The organism is Nocardia amikacinitolerans, from assembly GCF_900215415.1.
GTDB lineage: Bacteria > Actinomycetota > Actinomycetes > Mycobacteriales > Mycobacteriaceae > Nocardia > Nocardia amikacinitolerans.
Map to the genome: position 1 here is coordinate 1,557,086 of NZ_OBEG01000001.1, position 21,258 is coordinate 1,578,343.

Annotated in this window: 21 protein-coding genes; 15 read left to right on the forward strand and 6 right to left on the reverse strand. The window is 69.5% G+C overall.

Going from position 1 to position 21,258, the window contains the following annotated elements; translation table 11 throughout:
- Positions 1–55: 55 nt before the first annotated feature.
- A complete protein-coding gene (gene mftD / locus CRP45_RS07135) occupies positions 56–1,264 on the reverse strand; it encodes a pre-mycofactocin synthase MftD (RefSeq protein ID WP_097244272.1) in 1,209 nt (402 codons plus the stop codon).
- A complete protein-coding gene (mftE, locus tag CRP45_RS07140; RefSeq protein WP_097244273.1) occupies positions 1,261–1,968 on the reverse strand; it encodes a mycofactocin biosynthesis peptidyl-dipeptidase MftE in 708 nt (235 codons plus the stop codon). The genes mftD and mftE overlap by 4 nt, the downstream gene beginning before the upstream one ends.
- A gap of 85 nt (positions 1,969–2,053) precedes the next feature.
- Between mftE and mftR the strand changes: the two genes are divergently transcribed.
- The 6 genes from mftR (at position 2,054) to CRP45_RS07170 (ending at position 7,455) form a co-directional block, all read left to right on the forward strand.
- Entirely contained in the window at positions 2,054–2,647 is a 594-nt protein-coding gene (gene mftR, locus CRP45_RS07145) for a mycofactocin system transcriptional regulator (RefSeq protein WP_067781100.1), read from the forward strand.
- Between the two features lie 124 nt (positions 2,648–2,771).
- Positions 2,772–3,677, forward strand: a complete 906-nt coding sequence (locus CRP45_RS07150; protein WP_067781098.1) for an STAS domain-containing protein — start codon at positions 2,772–2,774, stop codon at positions 3,675–3,677.
- Positions 3,678–3,690: 13 nt separating this feature from the next.
- On the forward strand, positions 3,691–4,080 hold the full coding sequence (locus tag CRP45_RS07155) for an STAS domain-containing protein (RefSeq protein WP_067781095.1): 390 nt from the start codon (positions 3,691–3,693) through the stop codon (positions 4,078–4,080).
- Positions 4,070–4,483 (forward strand): anti-sigma regulatory factor, encoded by a 414-nt coding sequence (locus CRP45_RS07160; RefSeq protein WP_067781092.1) that lies wholly within the window; start codon positions 4,070–4,072, stop codon positions 4,481–4,483. Before CRP45_RS07155 ends, CRP45_RS07160 begins: the two co-directional genes overlap by 11 nt.
- Positions 4,476–5,111: a SpoIIE family protein phosphatase gene (locus tag CRP45_RS07165; RefSeq protein WP_067781089.1), complete on the forward strand. Its 636-nt coding sequence runs from the start codon at positions 4,476–4,478 to the stop codon at positions 5,109–5,111. Before CRP45_RS07160 ends, CRP45_RS07165 begins: the two co-directional genes overlap by 8 nt.
- Positions 5,112–5,160: 49 nt before the next feature.
- The gene (locus CRP45_RS07170; protein ID WP_097244274.1) at positions 5,161–7,455 is read left to right on the forward strand and encodes a SpoIIE family protein phosphatase; all 2,295 of its coding nucleotides are present in this window, start codon (positions 5,161–5,163) and stop codon (positions 7,453–7,455) included.
- A gap of 25 nt (positions 7,456–7,480) precedes the next feature.
- Here CRP45_RS07170 and CRP45_RS07175 read toward each other — a convergent pair whose 3' ends face one another.
- Complete coding sequence (locus CRP45_RS07175; protein ID WP_097244275.1) at positions 7,481–8,806, reverse strand: PucR family transcriptional regulator; 1,326 nt, start codon at positions 8,804–8,806, stop codon at positions 7,481–7,483.
- Between the two features lie 175 nt (positions 8,807–8,981).
- Here CRP45_RS07175 and CRP45_RS07180 point away from each other — a divergent pair, with 175 nt between their 5' ends.
- From CRP45_RS07180 to CRP45_RS07195, 4 genes are all read left to right on the forward strand, one after another.
- Complete coding sequence (locus tag CRP45_RS07180; protein ID WP_097244276.1) at positions 8,982–10,454, forward strand: class I adenylate-forming enzyme family protein; 1,473 nt, start codon at positions 8,982–8,984, stop codon at positions 10,452–10,454.
- A gap of 102 nt (positions 10,455–10,556) precedes the next feature.
- The gene (locus CRP45_RS07185) at positions 10,557–12,377 is read left to right on the forward strand and encodes a DUF3556 domain-containing protein (RefSeq protein WP_097244277.1); all 1,821 of its coding nucleotides are present in this window, start codon (positions 10,557–10,559) and stop codon (positions 12,375–12,377) included.
- Between the two features lie 26 nt (positions 12,378–12,403).
- Positions 12,404–13,816 carry a phytoene desaturase family protein gene (locus CRP45_RS07190; RefSeq protein WP_097244278.1) on the forward strand — a complete coding sequence of 471 codons (1,413 nt, stop codon included), beginning with the start codon at positions 12,404–12,406 and terminating at the stop codon, positions 13,814–13,816.
- Positions 13,817–13,969: 153 nt separating this feature from the next.
- A complete protein-coding gene (locus CRP45_RS07195) occupies positions 13,970–14,803 on the forward strand; it encodes an RNA polymerase sigma factor SigF (RefSeq protein ID WP_097244279.1) in 834 nt (277 codons plus the stop codon).
- Between the two features lie 73 nt (positions 14,804–14,876).
- Here CRP45_RS07195 and CRP45_RS07200 read toward each other — a convergent pair whose 3' ends face one another.
- A complete protein-coding gene (locus CRP45_RS07200) occupies positions 14,877–15,356 on the reverse strand; it encodes a GNAT family N-acetyltransferase (protein ID WP_097244280.1) in 480 nt (159 codons plus the stop codon).
- Positions 15,357–15,532: 176 nt separating this feature from the next.
- On the opposite strand from CRP45_RS07200, the gene CRP45_RS07205 reads away from it, so the two are divergent.
- The 5 genes from CRP45_RS07205 (at position 15,533) to CRP45_RS07225 (ending at position 18,746) form a co-directional block, all read left to right on the forward strand.
- Positions 15,533–15,919: a hypothetical protein gene (locus CRP45_RS07205; protein WP_097244281.1), complete on the forward strand. Its 387-nt coding sequence runs from the start codon at positions 15,533–15,535 to the stop codon at positions 15,917–15,919.
- 25 nt (positions 15,920–15,944) lie between these two features.
- Positions 15,945–16,886 (forward strand): LysR family transcriptional regulator, encoded by a 942-nt coding sequence (locus CRP45_RS07210; protein WP_218841092.1) that lies wholly within the window; start codon positions 15,945–15,947, stop codon positions 16,884–16,886.
- A gap of 33 nt (positions 16,887–16,919) precedes the next feature.
- Entirely contained in the window at positions 16,920–17,216 is a 297-nt protein-coding gene (locus tag CRP45_RS07215) for a DUF6506 family protein (RefSeq protein ID WP_097244282.1), read from the forward strand.
- Between the two features lie 33 nt (positions 17,217–17,249).
- The gene (locus CRP45_RS07220; RefSeq protein ID WP_097244283.1) at positions 17,250–17,759 is read left to right on the forward strand and encodes a metallophosphoesterase family protein; all 510 of its coding nucleotides are present in this window, start codon (positions 17,250–17,252) and stop codon (positions 17,757–17,759) included.
- Between the two features lie 192 nt (positions 17,760–17,951).
- A complete protein-coding gene (locus CRP45_RS07225; protein WP_097244284.1) occupies positions 17,952–18,746 on the forward strand; it encodes an aminoglycoside adenylyltransferase domain-containing protein in 795 nt (264 codons plus the stop codon).
- A 23-nt stretch (positions 18,747–18,769) separates the two neighbouring features.
- Here CRP45_RS07225 and CRP45_RS07230 read toward each other — a convergent pair whose 3' ends face one another.
- A complete protein-coding gene (locus CRP45_RS07230; protein WP_097244285.1) occupies positions 18,770–19,789 on the reverse strand; it encodes a cytochrome d ubiquinol oxidase subunit II in 1,020 nt (339 codons plus the stop codon).
- A gap of 3 nt (positions 19,790–19,792) precedes the next feature.
- A complete protein-coding gene (locus CRP45_RS07235; protein WP_097244286.1) occupies positions 19,793–21,211 on the reverse strand; it encodes a cytochrome ubiquinol oxidase subunit I in 1,419 nt (472 codons plus the stop codon).
- Positions 21,212–21,258 lie beyond the last annotated feature (47 nt).

A 21,258-nucleotide genomic window follows, 5' to 3' on the forward strand; every position in this document is an offset into this window, starting at 1 on the left:
CGGACCAGCACCTCGCCCGCGCTCGTCCCCGGCGCGCGTCCGGCGCACGGTTCGGTCACGCCGTGGCGGGCACCACCTTCGCCGTCGAACGCGCGGAAACACCGAGCGCCCGTTCGAAACCGTCGGGCACCACAAGATCGTCACGGTCCAAGTCGGTGACCGCCGTCTTGCGCAGGCCAAGCAGCGCCGAGTCGATGCCGCCGCGCAGGATGTCGAGCACGTTCTCCACGCCCGCCTGCCCGTTGGCGGCGAGACCCCACAGGTAGGCGCGGCCGATCATCACCGCGCGTGCGCCGAGCGCCACCGCCTTGACCACGTCGCTGCCGCGCCGGATGCCGCCATCCAGCACGACTTCGATCTGGCCGCCGACGGTGTCCGCGATGACCGGCAGCGCGCGGATGGCGGCCGGGGTGCCGTCGAGGTTGTTGCCGCCGTGGTTGGAGACCGAGATGGCGGCGACGCCCGCGTCGACCGCGCGCCGCGCGTCGTCGACCCGCATCACGCCCTTGAGCATCACCGGGCCGTCCCACTGCTCGACGATCCAGCGCACGTCGTCCCAGTCCGGCGCGGGCGTGCCCATCCACTCGCCGTAGGCGCCGAAGAAGCCGGGCGCCGGGCCGTCGCCCACCGCCATGTTGGGCGCGGTCAGGTCGGGAATGTGCCCGGAACGGACGTAGGTCGCCAGCCAGCGCGGCCGGGCAAGGGTCTGCGGCGCGAACTTCAGCATCGTGCGCAGATCCAGCTTCTCCGGGATCACCGGGCTGCCCCAGTCGCGGCCGTGCGAGAACGACCAGTCCAGCGTCAGGATGAGCCCGACCGCGCCCGCGGCCTTGGCCCGCGCCATGCGCTGCAGGATCTCGTCCTTGCCGCCGCACCAGTAGAGCTGGAAGAAGGTGGCCGGGTTCGCCGCGATCACTTCCTCGATCGGCTTGCTGGCGAACGAGCTGAGTCCCATGGCGATACCGCGCGCGGCGGCGGCACGCGCCACGGCCACCTCACCGTCGGGGTGCACGGCCTGCACGCCGGTCGGCGAGATCAGCACCGGCATCGACAGCTGCTGGCCGAGCACCGACGTCGACTGGTCGCGCTCGCCGATCGGACCGGCGCAGTGCGGCGCGAAACCGAGTTCGGTGAAGGCCTTCTGGTTCTCGTCGATGGTCTGGCCGCGCTCGGAACCGGCGATCAGCGCGCCGTACACCGATTTCGGCAGCCGCTTCTTCGCGCGACGCTGCGCCTCGGCGACGGTTTCGAACCAGGGATTCATGAGCAAAGTCCTTTCGGGGCGGCCACCGGCCACCAGTGCCGGGTTCTCTCGATCAGGTCGTCGGTCAGCTGGGCGAGCAGTGCGCGCCCCTCCTCGGCATGTGCGCCCGTTGGATCGCCGAGCACGCCGTTCGGACTCACCGCGCGCACTCCCCCGGCGCGCAGCAGCGGAAGCAACTCGGCGAGCGAGCGGGTGTCGCCCGTCTCCGCGCGGTCCGCGCGCACCACGTCGGGGCGCAGCGCAAGCTGCAGCGCGGTCTCGGCGCGGCCCGCGTGCAGACCGCCCCGATAGCTGGGCAGATGAACCCGGACGTCACGCGATTCGCGGCGCAGCAGCTCCTCGGCGCGGCGCAGCGGTTCCAGGTTGCCGCCGTGTCCGCTCACCACGAGGACGCGGTCGAAGGTGTCGGTGGCCGAGCGGCACAGCTCCACGATCAGCAGCTCCAGCGCGGCCTGCCCGATGGACAGGGTGCCCGCGAAGCCCGCGTGCTCGCCGCTGGATCCGTACGGAATCGCGGGCGCCACAAGCACATCCGCGCGCACCGCGGCCAACCGCGCGCAGAGCGCGGCGGCGATGTCGGTGTCGGTGGACAGCGGCAGGTGCGGCCCGTGCTGCTCGGTCGCGCCCACCGGCACGGCGAGGATCGCGCCGGCGGCGGCGCGTTCGCCCACCTCCGGCCATGTGAGATCCGCCATGGTGCCCATGTCGGCGAGATTAACGTCACACGCTGACAAAATCAATACTTTCAGTGACTGACAAAACTCGACCCGCAGCGGACATAATGACTGCGTGACGACGCGGACCACCCGGGGCCGACCCCGCGGCACCACCAAGCGCGAGCTCGAGGTCATCGCCATGCGCCTGTTCACCGAGCAGGGCTTCGACGACACCACCGTCGACCAGATCGCCGCCGCCGCCGGCATCAGCGGACGCACCTTCTTCCGCTACTTCCCCACCAAGGCCGAGGTGCTCTGGCACCAGTTCGACGACGAGGTCGCAGCGCTGCGCGCGGACTTCGCGACGGTGCCCGACGACGTGCCGATGATGACCGCCGTGCGCCGAGTCGTGGTGAACGCCAACCGATATCGCGCCGAGGACGTGCCCGAGTTGCGCAATCGGATGCACCTGGTGGCCACCGTGCCCGCGCTCGCCGCCACCGCGGGCGCGCACTACGACGCCTGGGAACGGGCGGTGAGCGCCTTCGCCGGGCGACGACTCGGCGAACCCGAGGACGCGCTGATCCCGATGGCCGTCGGCCGCACCACCCTCGCGGCGGCGCGCGCGGCGTTCGACGCCTGGTTGCGCCGGGCGGACGCCGATCTCACCGTGTACCTGGACGAGGCCCTGCTCGCACTGGAACGCGGATTCGTGACGCGCACGTGAATTGCGCACGAGCAACCCGTAGGTTTCGGCGGCGATCGAGATGGGGTATGACTAGGCTCGGACTCGGCCACGGCCGAGCGCACGACGATTACCGACCTACCCGTCGAAAGGGGCTGGAATTTCCATGTCCGAGGTGTCCATGAGCCTTTCGGCGGATTCGCTGGCCGCGGGACCGGTCGACAACCTGCTTCCGCAGCTGGTCGAGCACCTGCGCCAGAACCGCACCGCGCTGCGCGAGGAATGGGCGCGCCGCATCACCGACGCCCAGCTGTTGACCGCCATGACCCCGGAGGAGATATTCTCCGAGGCCACCTCCATCTACGACAACTACGTCGAGGTGCTCGAGACCGGTAGCGTCGAAGCGCTGCAGGCCTACGCGCGCGACCTGTCCGAGCGCATCATCCCGAGAGGAGTCGAGACCGACGAGGTCCTCGGCATCGTCCTCTTGCTGCGAGATGTGCTGGCGCGCTCGCTGTTCGAGAAATACCAGTCCAACTTCGACCTGCTCAACCACGCGCTCGACGCCTACGAACCGGCCGCCAACCGCATCGCGAGCACCGTGGCCATCTCGTTCGTGCAGGAGCGCGAGCGCGTCATCCGCCAGCAGCAGGAAGCCATCCGGGAGCTGTCCACCCCGGTGCTCCAGGTCCGCGAGCAGCTGCTGATCCTGCCGATCATCGGCGTGCTGGACAGCCAACGCGCCCGCCAGCTCACCGAACAGCTGCTACGCGCCATCCGGCACAACCGCGCCAAGGTCGTCGTCATCGACATCACGGGTGTGCCGACGATCGACTCCACCGTCGCCAACCACCTGGTGCAGACCGTCGACGCCTCCGGCCTGATGGGCGCCAGCGTGATCATCACCGGCCTGTCCTCGGAGATCGCGCTGACCCTGGTCACCATCGGCCTCGACCTGTCGAAGATGAACGCGGTCGGCGACCTCCAGGGCGGTATCGAGGAGGCCGAACGCTTGCTCGGCTACGAGGTGACCCGGGTGACCGATCGGGTTTCCGAACGCGACGGACGCTGATCGAGCTCCTCCGATGCCGGTACCGATTCTCAAGCAGGGCACCTATCTCATCGCGTCGGTTCAGTCCGCACTGACCGACGCCGACACCGAGCGCCTGCAGGACGACCTGATGAAACAGGTCAGCAGATACCGGGCGCACGGCATCATCGTCGACGTGACGGCGATCGACGTGATGGACTCCTTCGCCGCGAGATCGCTGCGCACCATCGCGCACATGACGCAGTTGCGCGGGGCGGAGACCGTCATCGTCGGACTGCAACCCGAGGTCGCGTTCGCCATGGTGCAGCTCGGACTCACCTTCGAGGACATGCACACCGCCCTCGACCTCGAAGAAGGGCTGGCATGGCTGGACCGAAAGTCTTCCGTACGCCGCCAGCGAGACGGTCGTGACAGTGGCCGCTGAGAACGTGGTGATCGCGGTCAAGCTGTCCAGCGACATCGTGACAGCACGACAAGCAGGACGGGAATTGGCAGCGAAGCTCGGCTTCTCCCTGACCGACTGCACCATGATCTCTACGGCCATCTCCGAAATCGCCCGCAACATCACCAGTTACGCGGGCACCGGCGAAATCCACCTCTCCGTCGACGATCGCGAGGGCCGCCAGGCTCTCGTGGTCCAGGCGCGCGACCAAGGGCCGGGCATCCGCGACATTCCTCGCGCGCTGGAGGACGGCTATTCGACCGGCCGCGGCCTCGGCCTCGGATTACCCGGCGCGCGACGGCTGATGGATCGGCTCACGATCGACTCCGCGCCCGGTCGCGGCACGTTGGTGGAAATGTGGAAGTGGGTACCCAACGGTGCATGAAGACGGGTTCATCGGCCGAATCGAGTGGGCGGTGGCCGGTCGCGCCTTACCCGGCCAGCACATCTCGGGTGATCGCTGTGTCGTCTTGGACGCGGGCGGCGGCACGGTGCTTTTCGCGGTGCTCGACGGACTCGGCCACGGCGCCGCCGCCGCGGACGCGGCCGACCGCGCCGCCCAGGTGCTCGCCGAGAATCGTTCCGAGCCACTGGACGTGCTGATGGTGCTGTGTCATCGGGCCATGGCCGACACCCGCGGCGCGGCGGTGTCGCTGGCGCTGTTCGACGACACCGACATCATCCGCTGGCTCGGCGTCGGCAATGTCGACTGCCGGGTCCTCTCCGCGAGCCCGGCCGGGCTTGCCGTGCGAGCCGCGGTCCTGCTGACCGGAGGGATCGTGGGCTATCGGTTACCGCAGAACCTGCAACCGCAGACCGTGCAGGTGCGCGCGGGCGACCTGCTGCTGATGACCACCGACGGCATCGTCACCGAATCCGCCGAGGGCATCGACCTTTCCAGGTCCACGGCGGAGATCACCTCCGAGATCCTGTCCCGGCACGCCAAGGACACCGACGACGCTTTGGTGCTGGCCGCCCGGCACCGAGGCGGGACGACGAACGGGGCGTCATGACCGATGCAGCGGGGTGCGCACGAGGCGGAGCCGTGATCGGCGGTCGCCGATGAGCACCGTGCTCGCCGAATTCCTGGACGCCTACGCCGACGCGCTGCGCCGCCACCTGGCCGCCCCGAGTCAGGACAGCCTGTCCGAGGGCTACGACCTCGGCAGGCGCGCGCTGGTCGAGAGCATCAGCCTGCTCGACCTCACCGAGAACCACTTCCGGCTGGCCACCGAGGCCGAACTGGCCGAACGCGAGACCGGCACCGCGGCCGAGCCGCGAATCGCCGAGACCGCACTCGAATTCCTATTGCAAACCCTCGCCGCGCTCGACATCGCCACCCGCGGCTACCTCGACGGCACTCGCCGCTACGAGCAACAGCGTTCGCGCGCCGACGATCTCGCGGGCCGCGACGCCTTCCGTACCGCGCTCGTCGAATCTCTCCAGGACGGATTCTTCGTCGCCGACGCGCGCGGCACCATCGTCGAGGTCAACTCCGCCTTCGGCGCGCTCACCGGCTACGGTCCCGCCGACGTGCCCTACCCGGTGCCACACCCGTGGTCGCTGCCCGCCGGACCGCGCTATCCCGATCTGGGCACCGAGGCACTGCGTTTCGTGCTGCCGATCCGGCACCGCGACGGGCGGCAACTGTGGCTGGCGGTGAGCACCAGCGCGCTGGTCAAGCCGGAGAACAACGAGCTGATCTACGTCGGCACCATCCGCGACGTCACCGCAGAGCACGACGCGCAGGCCCGCGACCAGGCCGCCTCCCGGCTGGCCACCGCGGTGGGCGCGGCGACCAGCGTTGTCGAGGTACTCGCGGTCGGCCTCGACGAACTGCGGCGCACGGTCGGCGCGGAGTCGGCGGTCGTCACCGTGTGGCCGAGCCGCAATGCCGAGCCCGAGGTCTACGTCTCGGGGTCCGTCGAGCAGCCGAGCGGTACGGGAGTCGAGACCGACCCCGCCGCGCTCGACCACTCCGCGCGCGCCCTGCTCGAACGCGCCAGGCGCAGGCCGCCGCGCAGCCTGTTCGCGATTCCGGAGGGTGCGGAGAGCTCCGAGGGGATCGTCGCCCCGCTCGGCGAAACCGGCGACGCCGCACTGTGGTTGCGCTTCGCCGCGCCGCGCGCGATCAGCGCCGCGGACTGGACGCTGTTCTCGCTGCTGATCGGGCACCTGAGCCTCGCGGTACAGCGGGCACGCAACTTCGATCAGGCCCGCGCCACCTCGCTCACCTTGCAGCGCGCCATGCTCGGTCCCATCGAACTGCCGCCGCGATTCTCGGTGCACTACGAACCGGCATTGCCTCCGCTGGAGATCGGCGGCGACTGGTACGACGTGGTGCCGCTGCGCGACGGCACCATCGGCGTCGTGGTCGGCGACTGCGTCGGCCGAGGCCTGTCGGCGGCCGTGGTGATGGGCCAATTGCGTTCGGCGGGAAGGGCTTTGCTGCTACGCGGGGCAGGACCGGCGCAGCTGCTCGCCGAACTCGACACGGTGGCTAGCCGGATTCCCGGCGCGATGTGCACCACGGTGTGCGCGGCCGTGCTCGATCCGGTGCGCGGATTGGTCCGCTACAGCAGCGCGGGCCACATGCCGCCGATCCTCGCCGACGTCGACAAGCCGGGCAGGATGCTGGAGGGCGGGCGCTCGGTGCCCCTGGCCACCTTCGACATGCCGCGCCGCCCCGAGGCCACCACCGCGCTGACGCCCGGCTCGACGCTGGTGCTGTTCACCGATGGACTGGTCGAGCAGCGCGGCGTCGACATCGACGACGGTTTCGCCAAGATCGCGGCCGTGCTCGCCGACACCGCGGGCAAGCTGCCGCGCGAGGTGGCCGACGCGGTGCTCTCCCGGTTGCGTCCGGCCGCGGGCTACGACGACGACGTCGCGATGGTGGTGTACCGCCAGCCGCCCGCACCGCTGCGTTTGGACGTGCCCGCCGACGCGGACGAACTCTCCGGCATGCGCCGCAGGCTCAAGGCCTGGTTCGCCGCCGCGGCCGTGCCGCACGATCTGGCCTCCGACCTGGTGGCCGCGGCGAACGAGGCGTGCAGCAACAGCATCGAGCACGCCTACCGCAACGGCGCGGCCGAGACCGAACGGGTCCGGTTGAGCGCGGAATGCGACACCGAGCGGGTGGTCATCGAGGTCACCGACACCGGAAGCTGGAAGCCGCGCTCCGCCGATCCCGGCCACCGCGGCCGCGGCATCGACATGATGCGCGCGCTCACCGAGGAATTGGAGATCGACCACGACGGACCCGGCACCCGCGTCCGCATGTCCATCACCCTGCCCGCGATCAAATCGCCCGTGGCGAACCCGCTGCGCGGCGCCAACCGCCGCATCGCGGGGTGACGCGCTCGGCGCTGCGCCGCGACGGTCATCGGGGCGTGCCCGAGTGACCGGAAGCCGGTGTGGTCAGACCGAATTGCGCGCACACCATGAGCGCGATCTCGACGTCGAGCCGGTTGGTGCCCAGCGAATGACCTAGCAGCTCTTCGGCTTTGCGGATCCGGTAGTGCACGGTGTTCTTGTGGACGTGCATGCGGGCGGCCGCGTCGGTGAGGCTTCCGCGCGCGTCCAGGTACACCTGGGCGGTCTCGCGCAGCCGGGCCGTCGATTCGTCGTCGCGCATCAGATCGCCGAGCACCCGCCGCGCCCACACCCGCACGTCCGGGAGACTGTCCTTCAGCAGACCTGCCAGGGCGACCCGCGGATACAAGGTGAGCTGACGCGCCTTGGCGGCGGCCACCGCCACGCCGCGCGCGCATTGCGCGTCGTGGAACGTCTGCCGGAACCCGGCCAGCCCGGCCCCACGATCGCCGACCGCCATCCGCAGCGACGGTTGCTTGCGCAGCTCGCTGTCGAGCACGGCCGGGTCGAGCGACGGCTTGCCCGTCGAGGAGATCCAAGCCCAGCAATTGTGTTCGTCGACGAGGATGGTCAGCGGCTGCTTGCCGGTCGCGGCGGCGAGCATGCCCACGCCGGTGCGCAGCAGGTCGTAGGAGGCCGAGGAGCCGGGCGGTGTCCAGATGACCGCCGCCAGGTGCCAGCCGCGCAGCGAGGTCCCCAGCATCTGCTCCGCCGAAGCCAGATCCAGGTCCTCCCCCTCGAGGACCGCTCTGACCTGCGCGGCGCGCGTCGCGTCCGTGCGGGCGTCCCAGCGGCGCCGCTCGTTCTCGTAGATGTCGATGACGCCCTCGATGACCCCGTCGATGTAGCGGTTGATCCGTTCCGCGATCCGGCTGGTGGTCGCCAGCGCCAGCTCGGCCGAGGGGTCGAGGGTGCGCAGCACGGTGATCGCCGTCTGGGCGAACATGTGCTCGCCTAGGCGGTACGCGCGCAGCAGCGCCTCCAACGACATCCCGTGCTGGGCGAAACGGCGGGCGTATTCGGCGGCGGCGGGCGGCACGGTGAGGTCGTCGAAGGAGATGCCGAGCGTCAGCAGGTCGAGGATCGCGGCGAGGTTCGCGGCCGTGCTGGCTTCCATCAGCCTGCGCACCTCGTCGTCGTGCCGGAACTCCTCGATCATGTCGGCGAACATCGCGGTCATGTCCGCGAGCAGCCGAGGAAGGTCGGCCTTGATGCGATCGGCCACCGCCCGGACCGCCACCTCGACGTCGTCGTTCCCGCCCGCGTGCGCGCCGCCACTCGGTTCGCGGTGCGCCTCGCCCCCGCTGGTCGTTCGGTCATCCGGTTCGCTCATTTGGTCCGGGACGATACGCCAGGTCAGCGGCCTCGGCGGGCGCTTACGCCAACCTTTTGTGCCACCGGCACAACACGCGCCGGAAACTCTGGGATGCGGGCCCGTAGCTCCGCCTCCGCCCGCTACCTACCGTGGAAATGTAATCCACGTCACGTACGCATTCGATGGTGAGGAAATGGTGCAGAAGGTAGCCGAAATACCCCAGGTGCGGGCGCTCTGGAATCCGACGGGACCGTGCCTCGCCGACGATCGCGAAGAACTCGACAACGAGAATTTCGCGCGCCGCGTCCGGGCCGCGGCGACCATTCTGCATGGGCGCGGAGTGCGGCGCGGCGATGTTGTCGCGGTGATGCTGTCGAATCGTCTGGAATTGGTGATCATCCTTTTCGCGGCCTGGCGCCTCGGCGCCGCGGTCACGCCGATCAAGCCGGATTCGACTTTCGACGAAGCGCGCTATCAGATTTCCGATTGCGCCGCGAAAGTCGTGATCACCGAAGACGGACGCGGCCTCGACACGCTGGACGTGGCCGAGGTGGCGGGACCCGCCGTCGCGATCGACGCGCCGGTGCCCGCGGTGCCGATCGAGGACGACGCCACCGCTCTGATCATCTACACCAGCGGCACCACGGGACAGCCGAAGGGCGTCGTGCTCGACCACGCCAACATCGCCGCGATGTGCGCCATGCTCATCGAGACGCTCGGCCTCGACGAGCACGATCACAGCCTGCTGATCCTGCCGCTGTTCCACGTCAACGGGATCGTGGTCAGCGTCCTGTCGCCGCTGCTGGCCGGCGGCAGGGCCACCATCGCCGGACGGTTCTCGGCGTCCACCTTCTTCGACGTGGTCGAGCGCGTTCGCCCGACGTACTTCTCCGCCGTGCCCGCTATTTACGCCATGCTGGTGGCCCAGGCCGCGGAGCGGACTCCGGACACCTCGTCGTTGCGGCTCGTCGTCTGCGGCGCGGCGCCGATGCCCGCCGAACTCATCGCCCGCTTCGAATCCCGTTTCGGCGTACCGATCGTCGAGGGTTACGGGCTTTCCGAGGGCACCTGCGCGTCGACGGTGAACCCGCCGCGCGGGCCGAGGAAGCCGGGCACGGTCGGGGTGCCGCTGCCCGGTCAGACGGTGGCGATCATGGACGTCGACGGCAATCTTCTCGGCGCGGGCGCGACCGGCGAAGTGGTGATCAAGGGCGCGAACGTGATGCGCGGGTATCTCGGCAGGCCCGAAGCGACCGCGCGGACCATCGTCGACGGCTGGCTGCACACCGGCGACGTCGGCTACTTCGACGGGGACGGCTACCTCGTCCTGGTCGATCGCATCAAGGACATGATCATCCGCGGCGGCGAGAACATCTACCCCAAGGAGATCGAGAACGTCCTGCACGCCCACCCGGATGTGCTGGAGGCGGCCGTGATCGGCGCGCCGCACGAGGTGCTCGGCGAGGTGCCGGTCGCGCACGTGGTCGCCATGCCTGGCGCGGAGCCGACCGCGGCGAGCTTGCTCGAACATTGCGGCGTTTCGCTGGCCCGCGTCAAACTCCCGGTCGCCATTCATCTCACGGAAGAGCTGCCCAGAAATCCGGTGGGCAAGATCGACAAGAGAAAACTGCGCGCGCTGACAGCGCCTGCCCGATCCGCGGAGTAATTCGGCTCCCCAATAGCGAACCGGCTGCCGTCCGAACCTATCGATGAGCGAACGGACGTCGATGCCGCGCACCCGAAAACGATCTCGAGAAAGGTTCGAACAATGGGATTCAAAACGGGCGATTTCCCACCCGTCGACGTGGACACATTCCTCGACCAGCCGCTACCCGAGCGCGTCCGAGCCCTGGCACTGCACTGGGTGAATTACGGCTTCGGCAGCCCGCGAATGATTCACACCATCTATATCGTGAAACTCCTCGTGCTCTACACCCTCGGCGGCGTCGCGCTGGCCACCTGGACCTCCGGCGTCGGCCCGTTCTGGGCGGTGGGCGAATGGTGGAACGAACCGATCGTCTACCAGAAGCTGGTGCTCTGGACCGTCCTGCTCGAGGCCATCGGCTTGGCCGGATCCTGGGGTCCGCTCGCGGGCAAGTTCAAACCGATGACCGGCGGCATCCTGTTCTGGGCCCGGCCGGGCACGATTCGGCTGCGGCCGTGGCGGCACGTGCCTTTCACGAACGGCGACACCCGCACGATCGTCGACGTCGTCCTCTACCTGGCGTTCCTCGGCACACTGCTGCTGGCGATCGTGCTTCCGGGCGTCCCGAGCGCGTCGCTGAGCGCGGCACTGCCCGACAACACCTCGGGTCTGGTGAATCCGGCACTGCTGATCGCGCCGATCGTGCTGTATGTGCTGTGCGGTCTGCGGGACAAGACGATCTTCCTCGCGGCGCGCGGTGAGCAGTACCTGCCCGCGCTGGTCTTCTTCGCGGCGCTGCCGTTCGTCGACATGATCATCGCGGCGAAGCTGCTGATCTGCGCCGTGTGGATCGGCGCTGGTGTGTCCAAGTTCGGCGACCACTTCTCGAATGTCGTTCCGCCGATGGTGTCCAACAGCCCCAGCATGCCGTTCCGGTGGCTCAAGCGCCTGCACTACCGCGACTTCCCGCGCGATCTGCGCCCGTCCAAGGTCGCCTCGTTCCTGGCGCACGTCGGCGGGACCACGGTCGAGATCATCACGCCGTTGGTGTTGCTGTTCTCCACCAACCACTGGCTGACGCTGGCGGGCGTGGTGATGATGGTGGTGTTCCACTTGTTCATCACCTCCACCTTCCCGCTGGCGGTGCCGCTGGAGTGGAACATCCTGTTCGCCTACCTGACGGTGTTCCTGTTCCTCGGGTTCCCCGCGGCGGACGGCTACGCCGTGACCGACATGTCCTCGCCGTGGCTGACCCTCGGCATCGCCGCCGCGCTGGTGTTCTTCCCGGTCCTCGGCAACCTGCGCCCGGATCTGGTGTCGTTCCTGCCGTCGATGCGGCAGTACGCGGGCAACTGGGCCTCGGCGCTGTGGGCTTTCGCGCCCGGCGCGGAGGAGAAGCTGAACACCATGCCGCACCGGCCCGCCAAGAACCAGGTCGACCAATTGCAGGCCATGGGCTACCCGAAGGCTATCGCCGAGATCACCATGCAGCAGACCATCGCGTGGCGGTCCATGCACAGCCAGGGTCGCGGCCTGTTCTCGTTGCTGTACAAGCACATTCCCGATCTCGACCGGTGGACGGTGCGCGAGGCCGAGTTCGGCTGCAATTCGCTGATCGGCTTCAACTTCGGCGACGGGCATCTGCACAACATCGATCTGATCGACGCGGTGCAGTCGCGCGTCGGGTTCGCGCCGGGTGAGTGGATCATCGTGTGGGTGGAGTCCCAGCCGATGCACCGCGGCACCCAGCGGTACCAAGTGATCGACGCGGCGCTCGGCGTCGTGGAGCGCGGAGAATGGCGGGTGCGCGACGCCGTGCGGGCGCAGCCGTGGCTGCCCGACGGCCCGATCGCGCACGAGGTGACCTGGCGGCGGGCGGGTTACGAGGTGCCTGCGCTCCCCGTCGAGCCCGCACCCGAACCCGCGCCGCAGCGCGTCGGCTGACCCTGACCACCGGAACGGAGAGCGATATGAGCACAGCGGTTGTGGTCGGCAGCGGCCCGAACGGTCTCGCGGCGGCGATCGTCCTTGCCAGGGCGGGACTTCAGGTCACCGTGCTGGAAGCCGCCGACGAGATCGGCGGCGGCACGCGGACACGGGAAGCGATCGTCCCCGGTCTGCTGCACGACCAGTGCTCGGCCATCCACCCGATGGTCGTCGGCTCTCCTTTCCTTCGGTCGGTCGACCTCGAACGCTACGGATTGACCTGGGCCTGGCCGGACATCGACTGTGTCCATCCGCTCGACGACGGCAGCGCGGGCGTGCTGCACCGCTCGGTCGCCGACACGGCCGCCGGTCTCGGCGCCGACGGCCGCGCGTGGCGGCTGCTGTTCGAACGCCCCGTCGCCCGCTACGACCGGATGAGCACCGACATCATGCGGCCGCTGCTGCGCGTGCCCCGCCATCCGTTCAGCTTGGCGCGCTTCGGAATTCCCGCGCTGGCCTCGGCCGACCTGCTCGCGGCGGCCTTGCGCACCCCGCAGGCACGCGGTCTGTTCGGTGGCGTCGCCGCGCATGCCTTCCACCCGCTGAACCGGCCGCTCAGCGCCAGCATCGGCCTCGGCATCCTGACCGCGGGCCACACGTACGGCTGGGCCGTCGCCGCGGGCGGTTCGCAGCGCATCACCGACGCGATGGCGGCGCTGCTCGGCGACCTCGGCGGCAAGATCGAGACCGGCACACCGGTGCGTTCCTTTACCGACCTGCCCGCGGCGGAAGTCGTGCTGTGGGACCTGGCGCCGACCGCCGTCGCGGAGATCCTCGGCGACCGGCTTCCCGCGCGAATCGGCAAAGCCTTCCGTCGTTTTCGCTACGGACCCGGCGCGTTCAAGGTCGACTTCGCGGTCCAGGACGGAATTCCGTGGACCGCGCGAGCCGCCCGCCGGGCCGGCACCGTGCACCTCGGCGGCACGTACGCGGAGGTCGCCGCGACCGAGCGCGACATCCACGCCGGACGCATGCCCGAGCGGCCGTTCGTGCTGGTGGGTCAGCAGTATCTGGCGGACCCGGGGCGCTCGGTCGGCGACGTCCACCCGATCTGGGCGTACGCGCACGTCCCGCACGGCTACACCGGCGACGCCACCGAGGCGATAATCGCCCAGATCGAACGCTTCGCCCCCGGTTTCCGTGACCGCGTCCTCGGCGTCGACGTGCGCACCACGACGGATTTCACCGCCTACAACCCGAACTACGTCGGCGGCAACATCATGACCGGCGCCAAGGACATCCCCCAGCTCGTCTTCGGCCCGCGAAAGACCTTGCAGCCCTACGACCTCGGCCTGCCCGGCCACTATCTCTGCTCCGCCGCCACCCCGCCCGGCCCCGGCGCGCACGGCATGTGCGGCGCCAACGCCGCCGACCGCGCCCTGCGCCGCCTCCGCTGATCGCGACGCCGGTGCGGCGGTCTCGGAAGCGGGTGGGGCGAATGCCTACCGCCCGTTCGTGAACCGGCTTCGGGAAGGTCGTCGACGGACGTTTGTGAGCGGCGGGCGCGGGTATCTGACCGACGTCGAATTCGGTTGGGAGCGAGGTATTCCATGAGCAACTCGGCATCGGAGAGCAGACCGGGCGCCAAGAAGTCCGGCGACAGCTATGACGACATCGAACCCTGGTTCGACAAGCTGGCCGCCCTCGACGCCGACGACCCGCAGCGCCGCGCGCTGCGGGAAGAGATCGTGCACCGGTGTCTGCCGCTGGCGGGCAATATCGCCCGCCGCTTCGCCAACCGCGGCCAGGATCTCGACGACCTCCAGCAGATCGCGATGCTCGGCCTGGTGCAAGCGGTGGACCGCTTCGACGTCTCCCAGGGCAAGCCGTTCCTCGCCTTCGCCGTGCCCACGATCATGGGCGAGGTGCGCCGCCACTTCCGGGACCACACCTGGGCCGTCCGGGTGCCGCGCGGCATCAAGGAACTGCACCAGCGCCTCGGGCCCGCCACCGACGCGCTGACCCACCGGCTCGGGCGCATGCCCACCGCGCGCGAGCTGGCCGCCGAACTCGGCGTCGAACTGACCGAGGTCACCCAGGCGCTCGTCGCACGCAACGCCTACACCGCCGACTCGCTCGACACTCCCGAACGCGGCGAGGAGGAAGGCGGGACGTCGTCCATCCGGGAAACCCTCGGCGCCGTAGAACCGTGCTATCGCCTGCTCGAGGACGCGATGGCGGTGCGGCCGCTGATCGCCGCGCTGCCCGAGCGCGAACGTCGAGTGCTGATCATGCGGTTCTACGAGAACCGGACCCAGGCCGAGATCGGACGTCTGATCGGCTGCTCGCAGATGCAGGTCTCCAGGATCCTCGCCACCACCCTCGACAGCCTGCGCGAGCAGGCGCTCGCCGAGCCCCCCGCCCGCGCGACCACCGCGGCCTGAGTCGGGGCGGGCCGCGCAGCGCAGTTCACGCACGCGGAAACTCCGCTGTACCAAGGGCTTCGGCCCGCGGCGCTCATCGGGGCAGCGGCAGCTCGAAGACCGCCCGCGCCTTGCCGGGGCCCTTGAAGTCGGAGACGACCGAGACGCCGTCGATGGTCCGGTCGCCGGGCACGTTGCGGAATCCGAGCGCTTCCCAGGTGCGGTGGGCCGCGTGATTGCCCGGCATCGAGGTCAGGTAGATCCGGTGGCAGCCCATCGCCTCCGCGGTGTCGCGCAGGTGGTCCATCAGGGCGCGCGTGACGCCCCTGCGGCGGAAATCGGGATGGACCATCAAGTCCTGCGCGTACACGTCGGCCGGTTCGTCCTGACTGCGGAACGCGACGAGCGCGCCCGCGATCCGGCCGTCGACGATCGCCACCGGGCAGGTCGATGAGAACAGGTTCGCGTAGAGCCAGTAGTCGGAGTAGGTGCGCGCGGTGATGTAGGGCATCCCCAGCTCCATCAGCGCGATCACCTCGGGAATCGCGCGCTGGCCCAACGGCTCGATGATCATCCGACCAGTCTGCCCCGCTCGACCCCGGCCGAAGTCACGAACGACTCGGCAGCGGGTCCCCGCCCCACGGATTTCCGGCCTTCTAGCTGCCGCGGTGTCACCCCATCGACACCCCGTGGACTGGGTCTCGATGGGGTGGGTAGTCCCTCAATCCCAGGATCAGTGAGAGGAGGGCCATGAAGATCATCGTCTTGTTGCTGCTGGCTCCGTTCCTGTGGCCTTTCTACCTCGTCGTCTGGTGTTTCCAGAACCCGGACAAGACCAAACAAGCTTTCGGCAGGGTGCGGGAATCGCTGCGTCGGCATCCCGGCGCGTGGACGTGGGCGGTCGCGACGCTCGGCCTGCTCATCGGCATCGGCAACCTCTTCGACGCCGAGCCCGGCGGCGCCGCCGCGGGCTTCGCGATCGTCGCGGGCTGCATGGGCGTGCTGTGGAAATTGCGCCGCAACACCGCCGCCGAGATCGCCGCCGCCCTCTCCGCCCGCGCCGACGCCCAGCACCTCGCGTACCTGCGCGGCGACGAATGGGGCACCTACGGAACCAGAAACCGACCGGCTCTCTGACCGAACCACGAGTTAGCGTGGCGGAGTGGAACTGCGACAGTTGCGGTATTTCCTCGCGGTCGCCGAGGAGCGGAACCTCACCCGCGCGGCGGAGGCGATCGGTATCCGACCGACATCGTTGAGTCAGCAGATCATCGCGCTCGAACGTGAGCTCGGCACGGCGTTGTTCGTGCGGAGCGCCGCCGGAATGACGCCGACTCGGGCGGGCGCGCGGCTCGCCGAACATGCTCGTGCCGTGCTGGATTCGGCACGCAGAGCACGAGAGTCCGTGCGGGAGGAACGGATTCCGCGGGTCGCCGTGACGCCCGGTGCGCCGCCGTGGTCGGCCTCGGCGTTGTGGCGCGGGATCGGCGAGCCGACCCTGGAGTTCCTCGACACGCAGACCGCCGAACAGCTCTCCGGCCTGCGAGAAGGTTCGCTCGACATGGGAGTTCTGCTCTTGCCCGCGGACCTGTCCGGGCTGGACCATGTCGTGATCGCCGAGGCGGAGTTGGGTGTAGTCGTTTCCGCCGATCATCGGCTTGCCCAGCGAAACGCGGTGCGGTGGGCCGATCTGGACGGCAGCGCGCTGTTGTGGTTCGCGCGATCGGCGGCGCCGGGCTATCACGACTCGATCCGCGACTCGTGGATTCGAGCGGGCTGGCGGCCAACGGCGATCCGAACGAGCGCGCCGCGACGGGCGCTGTTCGCGGCCGAACTCGCGCACGGCGGGGATATCGTCGCGGTGCGACCGGCCTGGAATGTGCGGCCGGGCGGCGGGTTGGTCTGGCTGCCTTTCGCCGCCGACACGCCGTCCATCCGCTACGCGCTGGCATGGAATCCGGCCGATTCAGCGGCCACGCGACGCCACCGGATGGTCGCCGACCTGGTGCGTGCGGAACGGCCGCACGCCCCTGCGGTGCTACCTCGTGGACAGCGCGACACGGCATCGGCTTCGCTGGAAGCCGATAGGGTCGCGCCTCGATAGGTCCGCGGCCGACGCTCGTCGAGAGGCACGCACATGGCGCTGACCGCATGGGGATTCATCTACACCGCGGCAGGAAGCGATCCCGGAAACGAGACCGTCGTGGACACCGGCGCTTGCCGCTCGGTGTTCGTCGGCGTCGGTCACCCGGAGCAGGCCATCGACGTGGCCCGCCGCCTGGTCGACGGCGGCGCCCAGCTCATCGAACTGTGCGGCGGATTCGGTCCGGTATGGACGGCCCGGGTGATCGAGGCAGTGCACGGTGCGGTCCCGGTGGGCGCGGTGGCTTACGGCGCCGAAGCCGTCGACCAAGTGCACGCGATCTTCTCGTGACGGAGTGTCGATGCCGGTGGTAGACCGGAGACCGTGCGGTTGCTGATCATCTCCGACACCCACATCCCGAAACGCGCGCGCGACCTGCCGGAAGCCGTCTGGCGGGCGGTGGGCGCCGCCGACGTGGTCGTGCACGCGGGTGACTGGGTCGAGGTGGCGCTGCTGGACCGGCTCGAAGCGCGGAGCAAACGACTCATCGGCGTCTACGGCAACAACGATGGTCCCGAGCTGCGCGCCCGCCTGCCGGAGATCGCCCGCGCCGACCTCGACGGCCTGCGGCTGGCGGTCGTGCACGAGACCGGCCCTGCCACCGGCCGCGAGCAACGCTGCGCCCGCGACTTCCCCGACACCGACGTCCTGGTGTTCGGCCACAGCCACATCCCCTGGGACACCGTCACCGCCACCGGCCTCCGCCTGCTCAACCCCGGCTCCCCCACCGACAAACGCCGCCAGCCCCATCACACCTACCTGACGGCCACCGTCACCTCGGGCCGACTCACCGAAGTCGAACTGCACACGATTCCGCCCGCGCGCCGCACTTAGCCAATCGGCGAGTTCCGGGGCTGGGAGCCGGGCCGACGCCGTCAAGGCTGCCGACCAGGACGGCGGCCGCACGACCAGCGACGCGCCTGTGACGAACCGCCGCCCAACGGATAGGCGACAGAGCGCGCATCGGTTTCGACTACGCCCTCGTGTCCGAGGGCCGGTATCCGGTCCACGGCCGATACTGATCGCATGACCTCCGCGCTCGTGGATCCGGAATCGCTGCCTGTCGAGGTGCGGCCGTACCTGGAAGCGCTCGTGCGGCGCACCCGAGCGGTCTGCGGATCGCACCTCGTCAGCGTGTTCGCGGTCGGGTCCCTCGCGCTCGCGGACTATCGGCACGGGCGCAGCGACGTCGATGTGACGGTCGTGGTCGGCCCGGCGCTTCCCCGACGGTCGGTACGCGAGATGGCGAAAGTGCTCGCTCATCCCACGCTGCCCTGTCCGGCCGTCGGGCTGGAGTTGGTGATGTACGACGCCGAGTTCGCCAAGCGGCCGTCCGTCGCGGCGGGGTACTTGCTGAACCTGAACACCGGTCCGCTGTTGCCGAGCCGTGCCGACTTCGATCCGAAGCTGTCCCCGGCGTTCTGGTACGTCATCGATCGCTCCATCGCTCACCAGTCCGGTCGGCTCCTCTACGGAAGTCCGGTACGCCAGGTCGTCGCGGCACCACATGACCGGGACCTCTACGCCGCGATCCTGGCCTCGGTCCGCGCGCACGCGAACGGCGCGGGTCACCTGAGCGACAACCAGGTCCTCAACGGCTGCCGTTCGGTCGCGTTCTGCCGCACCGGCCGCTGGCTGGCGAAACGGCAGGCGGCGCGGCTGATAGCGCGGACCGAGGAAGCGTTCCGCCCGCTCATCGAAGACGCGCTGCACAGTTTCCAGCGCCCGCGCTCCGCGGCGATTCCGCTGCCCGCCGCCGATGTGCACACCTTCCTGTCCTGGGTTGCCGACCGCGTCGAAACCGAGGCGATCGCCCGCTGAGACATCCTGGCGCGCAAGGCAATTCACCCGGTGTGGGCCGTCTCGTCGCGCGACCACGCGTCGGTCTGGGTGAGCCAGAACAAATAGGCGAGCGCGGGCAGCACCGTGACCGCGGCGAGCGCGACGACAACCAGCAGCGCGACGAGAGTCGACCGCGCCCCCGCCGCGTCGGCGATGAGCATCTCGTCGACCAGCATCCACGGAGTCTGCGCGACCGCCCACCCGATGACGATCGCCGCGACCGCTACCAGCGCCGAGACCCGCGCCCATCCGAACCGGCGGCGGTACACCAGAACCAGCGTGCTCACCCCGGCGGCGGCCGATACCACGATCAACGGCAACGCCCGGCCGAGCAAGCCGTCACCGAGAGTGGGCGCGTCACGGCGGATCGGTGCGATCGCCGCGATGGCCAGCGCACCGGTGACCACGCCGACGGCGAGAGTCCGTGGCCGCAGGTATTCGGCGAGTGCGGGATCGCCGGAACGCGCGGCGTCGGCGGTGAGGAAGACCCCGGCCAGGAAGGAACACGTGCCCACGGCCAGAACGCCCCCGATGAACGAGGTCGGGTTCACCCACGACCCCACCCGGTCACCGTATCCCTCGGCGGGCACCCGTCCCGAGGCGATCGCGCCGACGACCGTGCCGAAGAAGAACGGCGTGATCAGCGACGCTCCCGCGAACAACGCACCGAACAGCCGAGCCTGGGCGATCGTCGCCGAGTACTTGCGGAACGCGAAGTCGGCTCCGCGCAACACGATTCCGAGCAGAGCCAGACTCATCGGAACGAACAGCGTGGTCATGATGGCGGCGAACGCCGAAGGGTAGGCGGTCCACAGGAACACCAGGATGTAGATCAGCCATACGTGGTTGGCTTCCCACACCGGCCCGATGCTGTGATCGATCAGCACGCGCAACCGGCCGCCGCGCCGCGCTCCGCCCGCGGTGAGATCCCAGAATCCGGAGCCGAAGTCCGCGCCGCCGAACAGCCCGTACAGCACCACGCCGGTGAACATCGCCGTGGCGACCACGTCCGACAGGTCCATCGGTCATCCCCTTTCGCGGACGGCGCGCTGCGCTTCGTCGACGGGACCGGCGCCGGGGCCGTACGGGCTCGCGATGGACTCGGCCCCCGCGCGCCAGCGGCGGGTCATCGAGCGCAGGACGACGATCGCGCCCACGGTCATCCCGAGGTAGACCAGCAGCACGCCTGTGTAGCTCCACCACAGGCCGGTGCTCGTGCTCGCCGCGTCGGCGGTGCGCAGCACCCGCCACACCGTCCACGGCTGGCGGCCGACTTCGGTGGCGATCCAACCGCATTCCAGCGCGAGCACCGCCAAGGGCCCGGCAGCGACGGCCACGCGCAGGAACCAGCGGTTGGCCAGCGGATCGCGGCGCAGCCACCGCGCCAACCAGAACCCGATCACCAGCAGCGCGAGCAGGGTGCCGATGCCGACCATGGTCTGGAAGGCGAGGTGGGTGATGTTGACCGGCGGTCGATCCTCCGGTGGGACGGTGTCGAGTCCGGGGATCGGCGCGGTCAACGAGTTGCGGGCGATGATCGAGCCGAGCCGCGGGATCTCGAGCGCTCCCACGACCTTTCCGTCGATGAGCAGTCCGCCCATCCGCAGCGGCGCGGGACCTTCGGTGTGGGTGGCCAATTCGAACGCCGCCAGTTTCGCCGGTTGCGTGTCGTGCACCCGCATCCCGAGCAGATGCCCGATGAGCGGTTGCGCGATCGCGGCGACGGTGGCGAAGACGAACGGCACGGTGAAACCCAGCCGGTGGTGCTCGTCGCGGCGACCGCGCAACAGTCCGGCGGCGTAGACGCCCGACACCACGAAGCCGACCACCATGAACGCGCCGACCCACATATGCGCGAACTGCAAGAAGGCGGCGTCGTTGAACATCGCCCGCCACGGGTCGACATCGGTGACCTCGCCGTCGACCAGCCGGAACCCGGTCGGATTGTTCATCCACGCGTTGACGCTCACCACGCAGAAGGTGCCGACAACGCCGGCCACCGCCATCGGGACGAGCATCGCGAGATGGCGCCGCGGCGGCATCCGTCCCCACCCGTAGAGGTAGATGCCGAGGAAGATGGCCTCGATGAAGAACGAGAGCCCTTCGAAGGCGAACGGCAGGCCGAGCACGTCGCCGTAGCGTCCCATCAAACCGGGCCACAGCAGCCCCATCTCGAAACTGAGCACCGTCCCCGAGACCGCGCCGATGGCGAACAGGATCGCCGACACCGTCGCCCATCGCTTCGCCAGGCCGAGGGCGACCGGATCGGCACGGACGATGCCGCGGCGATGCACGACATAGATCATCGCGGGAAACGCGACGCCGAAGCAGGCCAGCACGATGTGCCAGCCGAGCGAGAACGCCATCTGCTGGCGCGCGGGCAGCAAACCGGGCGGCCCCTCGGTCGACGCCAGGTAGAGTTCGGCGAACGCGCTGGACACCATCACAGCCCCTTCCGACGTGCACGGTCTGTCGCGAGTTGTCGGGCGTC

What these genes read in the sequence shown, in the direction of transcription:
- mftD (WP_097244272.1), bottom strand. Translation starts at nt 1,264, where the DNA reads ATGAATCCCTGGTTCGAAACCGTCGCCGAGGCGCAGCGTCGCGCGAAG.
- mftE (WP_097244273.1), bottom strand. Translation starts at nt 1,968, where the DNA reads ATGGGCACCATGGCGGATCTCACATGGCCGGAGGTGGGCGAACGCGCC.
- CRP45_RS07150 (WP_067781098.1), top strand. Translation starts at nt 2,772, where the DNA reads ATGTCCGAGGTGTCCATGAGCCTTTCGGCGGATTCGCTGGCCGCGGGA.
- CRP45_RS07155 (WP_067781095.1), top strand. Translation starts at nt 3,691, where the DNA reads ATGCCGGTACCGATTCTCAAGCAGGGCACCTATCTCATCGCGTCGGTT.
- CRP45_RS07170 (WP_097244274.1), top strand. Translation starts at nt 5,161, where the DNA reads ATGAGCACCGTGCTCGCCGAATTCCTGGACGCCTACGCCGACGCGCTG.
- CRP45_RS07175 (WP_097244275.1), bottom strand. Translation starts at nt 8,806, where the DNA reads ATGAGCGAACCGGATGACCGAACGACCAGCGGGGGCGAGGCGCACCGC.
- CRP45_RS07180 (WP_097244276.1), top strand. Translation starts at nt 8,982, where the DNA reads ATGGTGCAGAAGGTAGCCGAAATACCCCAGGTGCGGGCGCTCTGGAAT.
- CRP45_RS07185 (WP_097244277.1), top strand. Translation starts at nt 10,557, where the DNA reads ATGGGATTCAAAACGGGCGATTTCCCACCCGTCGACGTGGACACATTC.
- CRP45_RS07190 (WP_097244278.1), top strand. Translation starts at nt 12,404, where the DNA reads ATGAGCACAGCGGTTGTGGTCGGCAGCGGCCCGAACGGTCTCGCGGCG.
- CRP45_RS07195 (WP_097244279.1), top strand. Translation starts at nt 13,970, where the DNA reads ATGAGCAACTCGGCATCGGAGAGCAGACCGGGCGCCAAGAAGTCCGGC.
- CRP45_RS07200 (WP_097244280.1), bottom strand. Translation starts at nt 15,356, where the DNA reads ATGATCATCGAGCCGTTGGGCCAGCGCGCGATTCCCGAGGTGATCGCG.
- CRP45_RS07205 (WP_097244281.1), top strand. Translation starts at nt 15,533, where the DNA reads ATGAAGATCATCGTCTTGTTGCTGCTGGCTCCGTTCCTGTGGCCTTTC.
- CRP45_RS07215 (WP_097244282.1), top strand. Translation starts at nt 16,920, where the DNA reads ATGGCGCTGACCGCATGGGGATTCATCTACACCGCGGCAGGAAGCGAT.
- CRP45_RS07225 (WP_097244284.1), top strand. Translation starts at nt 17,952, where the DNA reads ATGACCTCCGCGCTCGTGGATCCGGAATCGCTGCCTGTCGAGGTGCGG.
- CRP45_RS07230 (WP_097244285.1), bottom strand. Translation starts at nt 19,789, where the DNA reads ATGGACCTGTCGGACGTGGTCGCCACGGCGATGTTCACCGGCGTGGTG.
- CRP45_RS07235 (WP_097244286.1), bottom strand. Translation starts at nt 21,211, where the DNA reads ATGGTGTCCAGCGCGTTCGCCGAACTCTACCTGGCGTCGACCGAGGGG.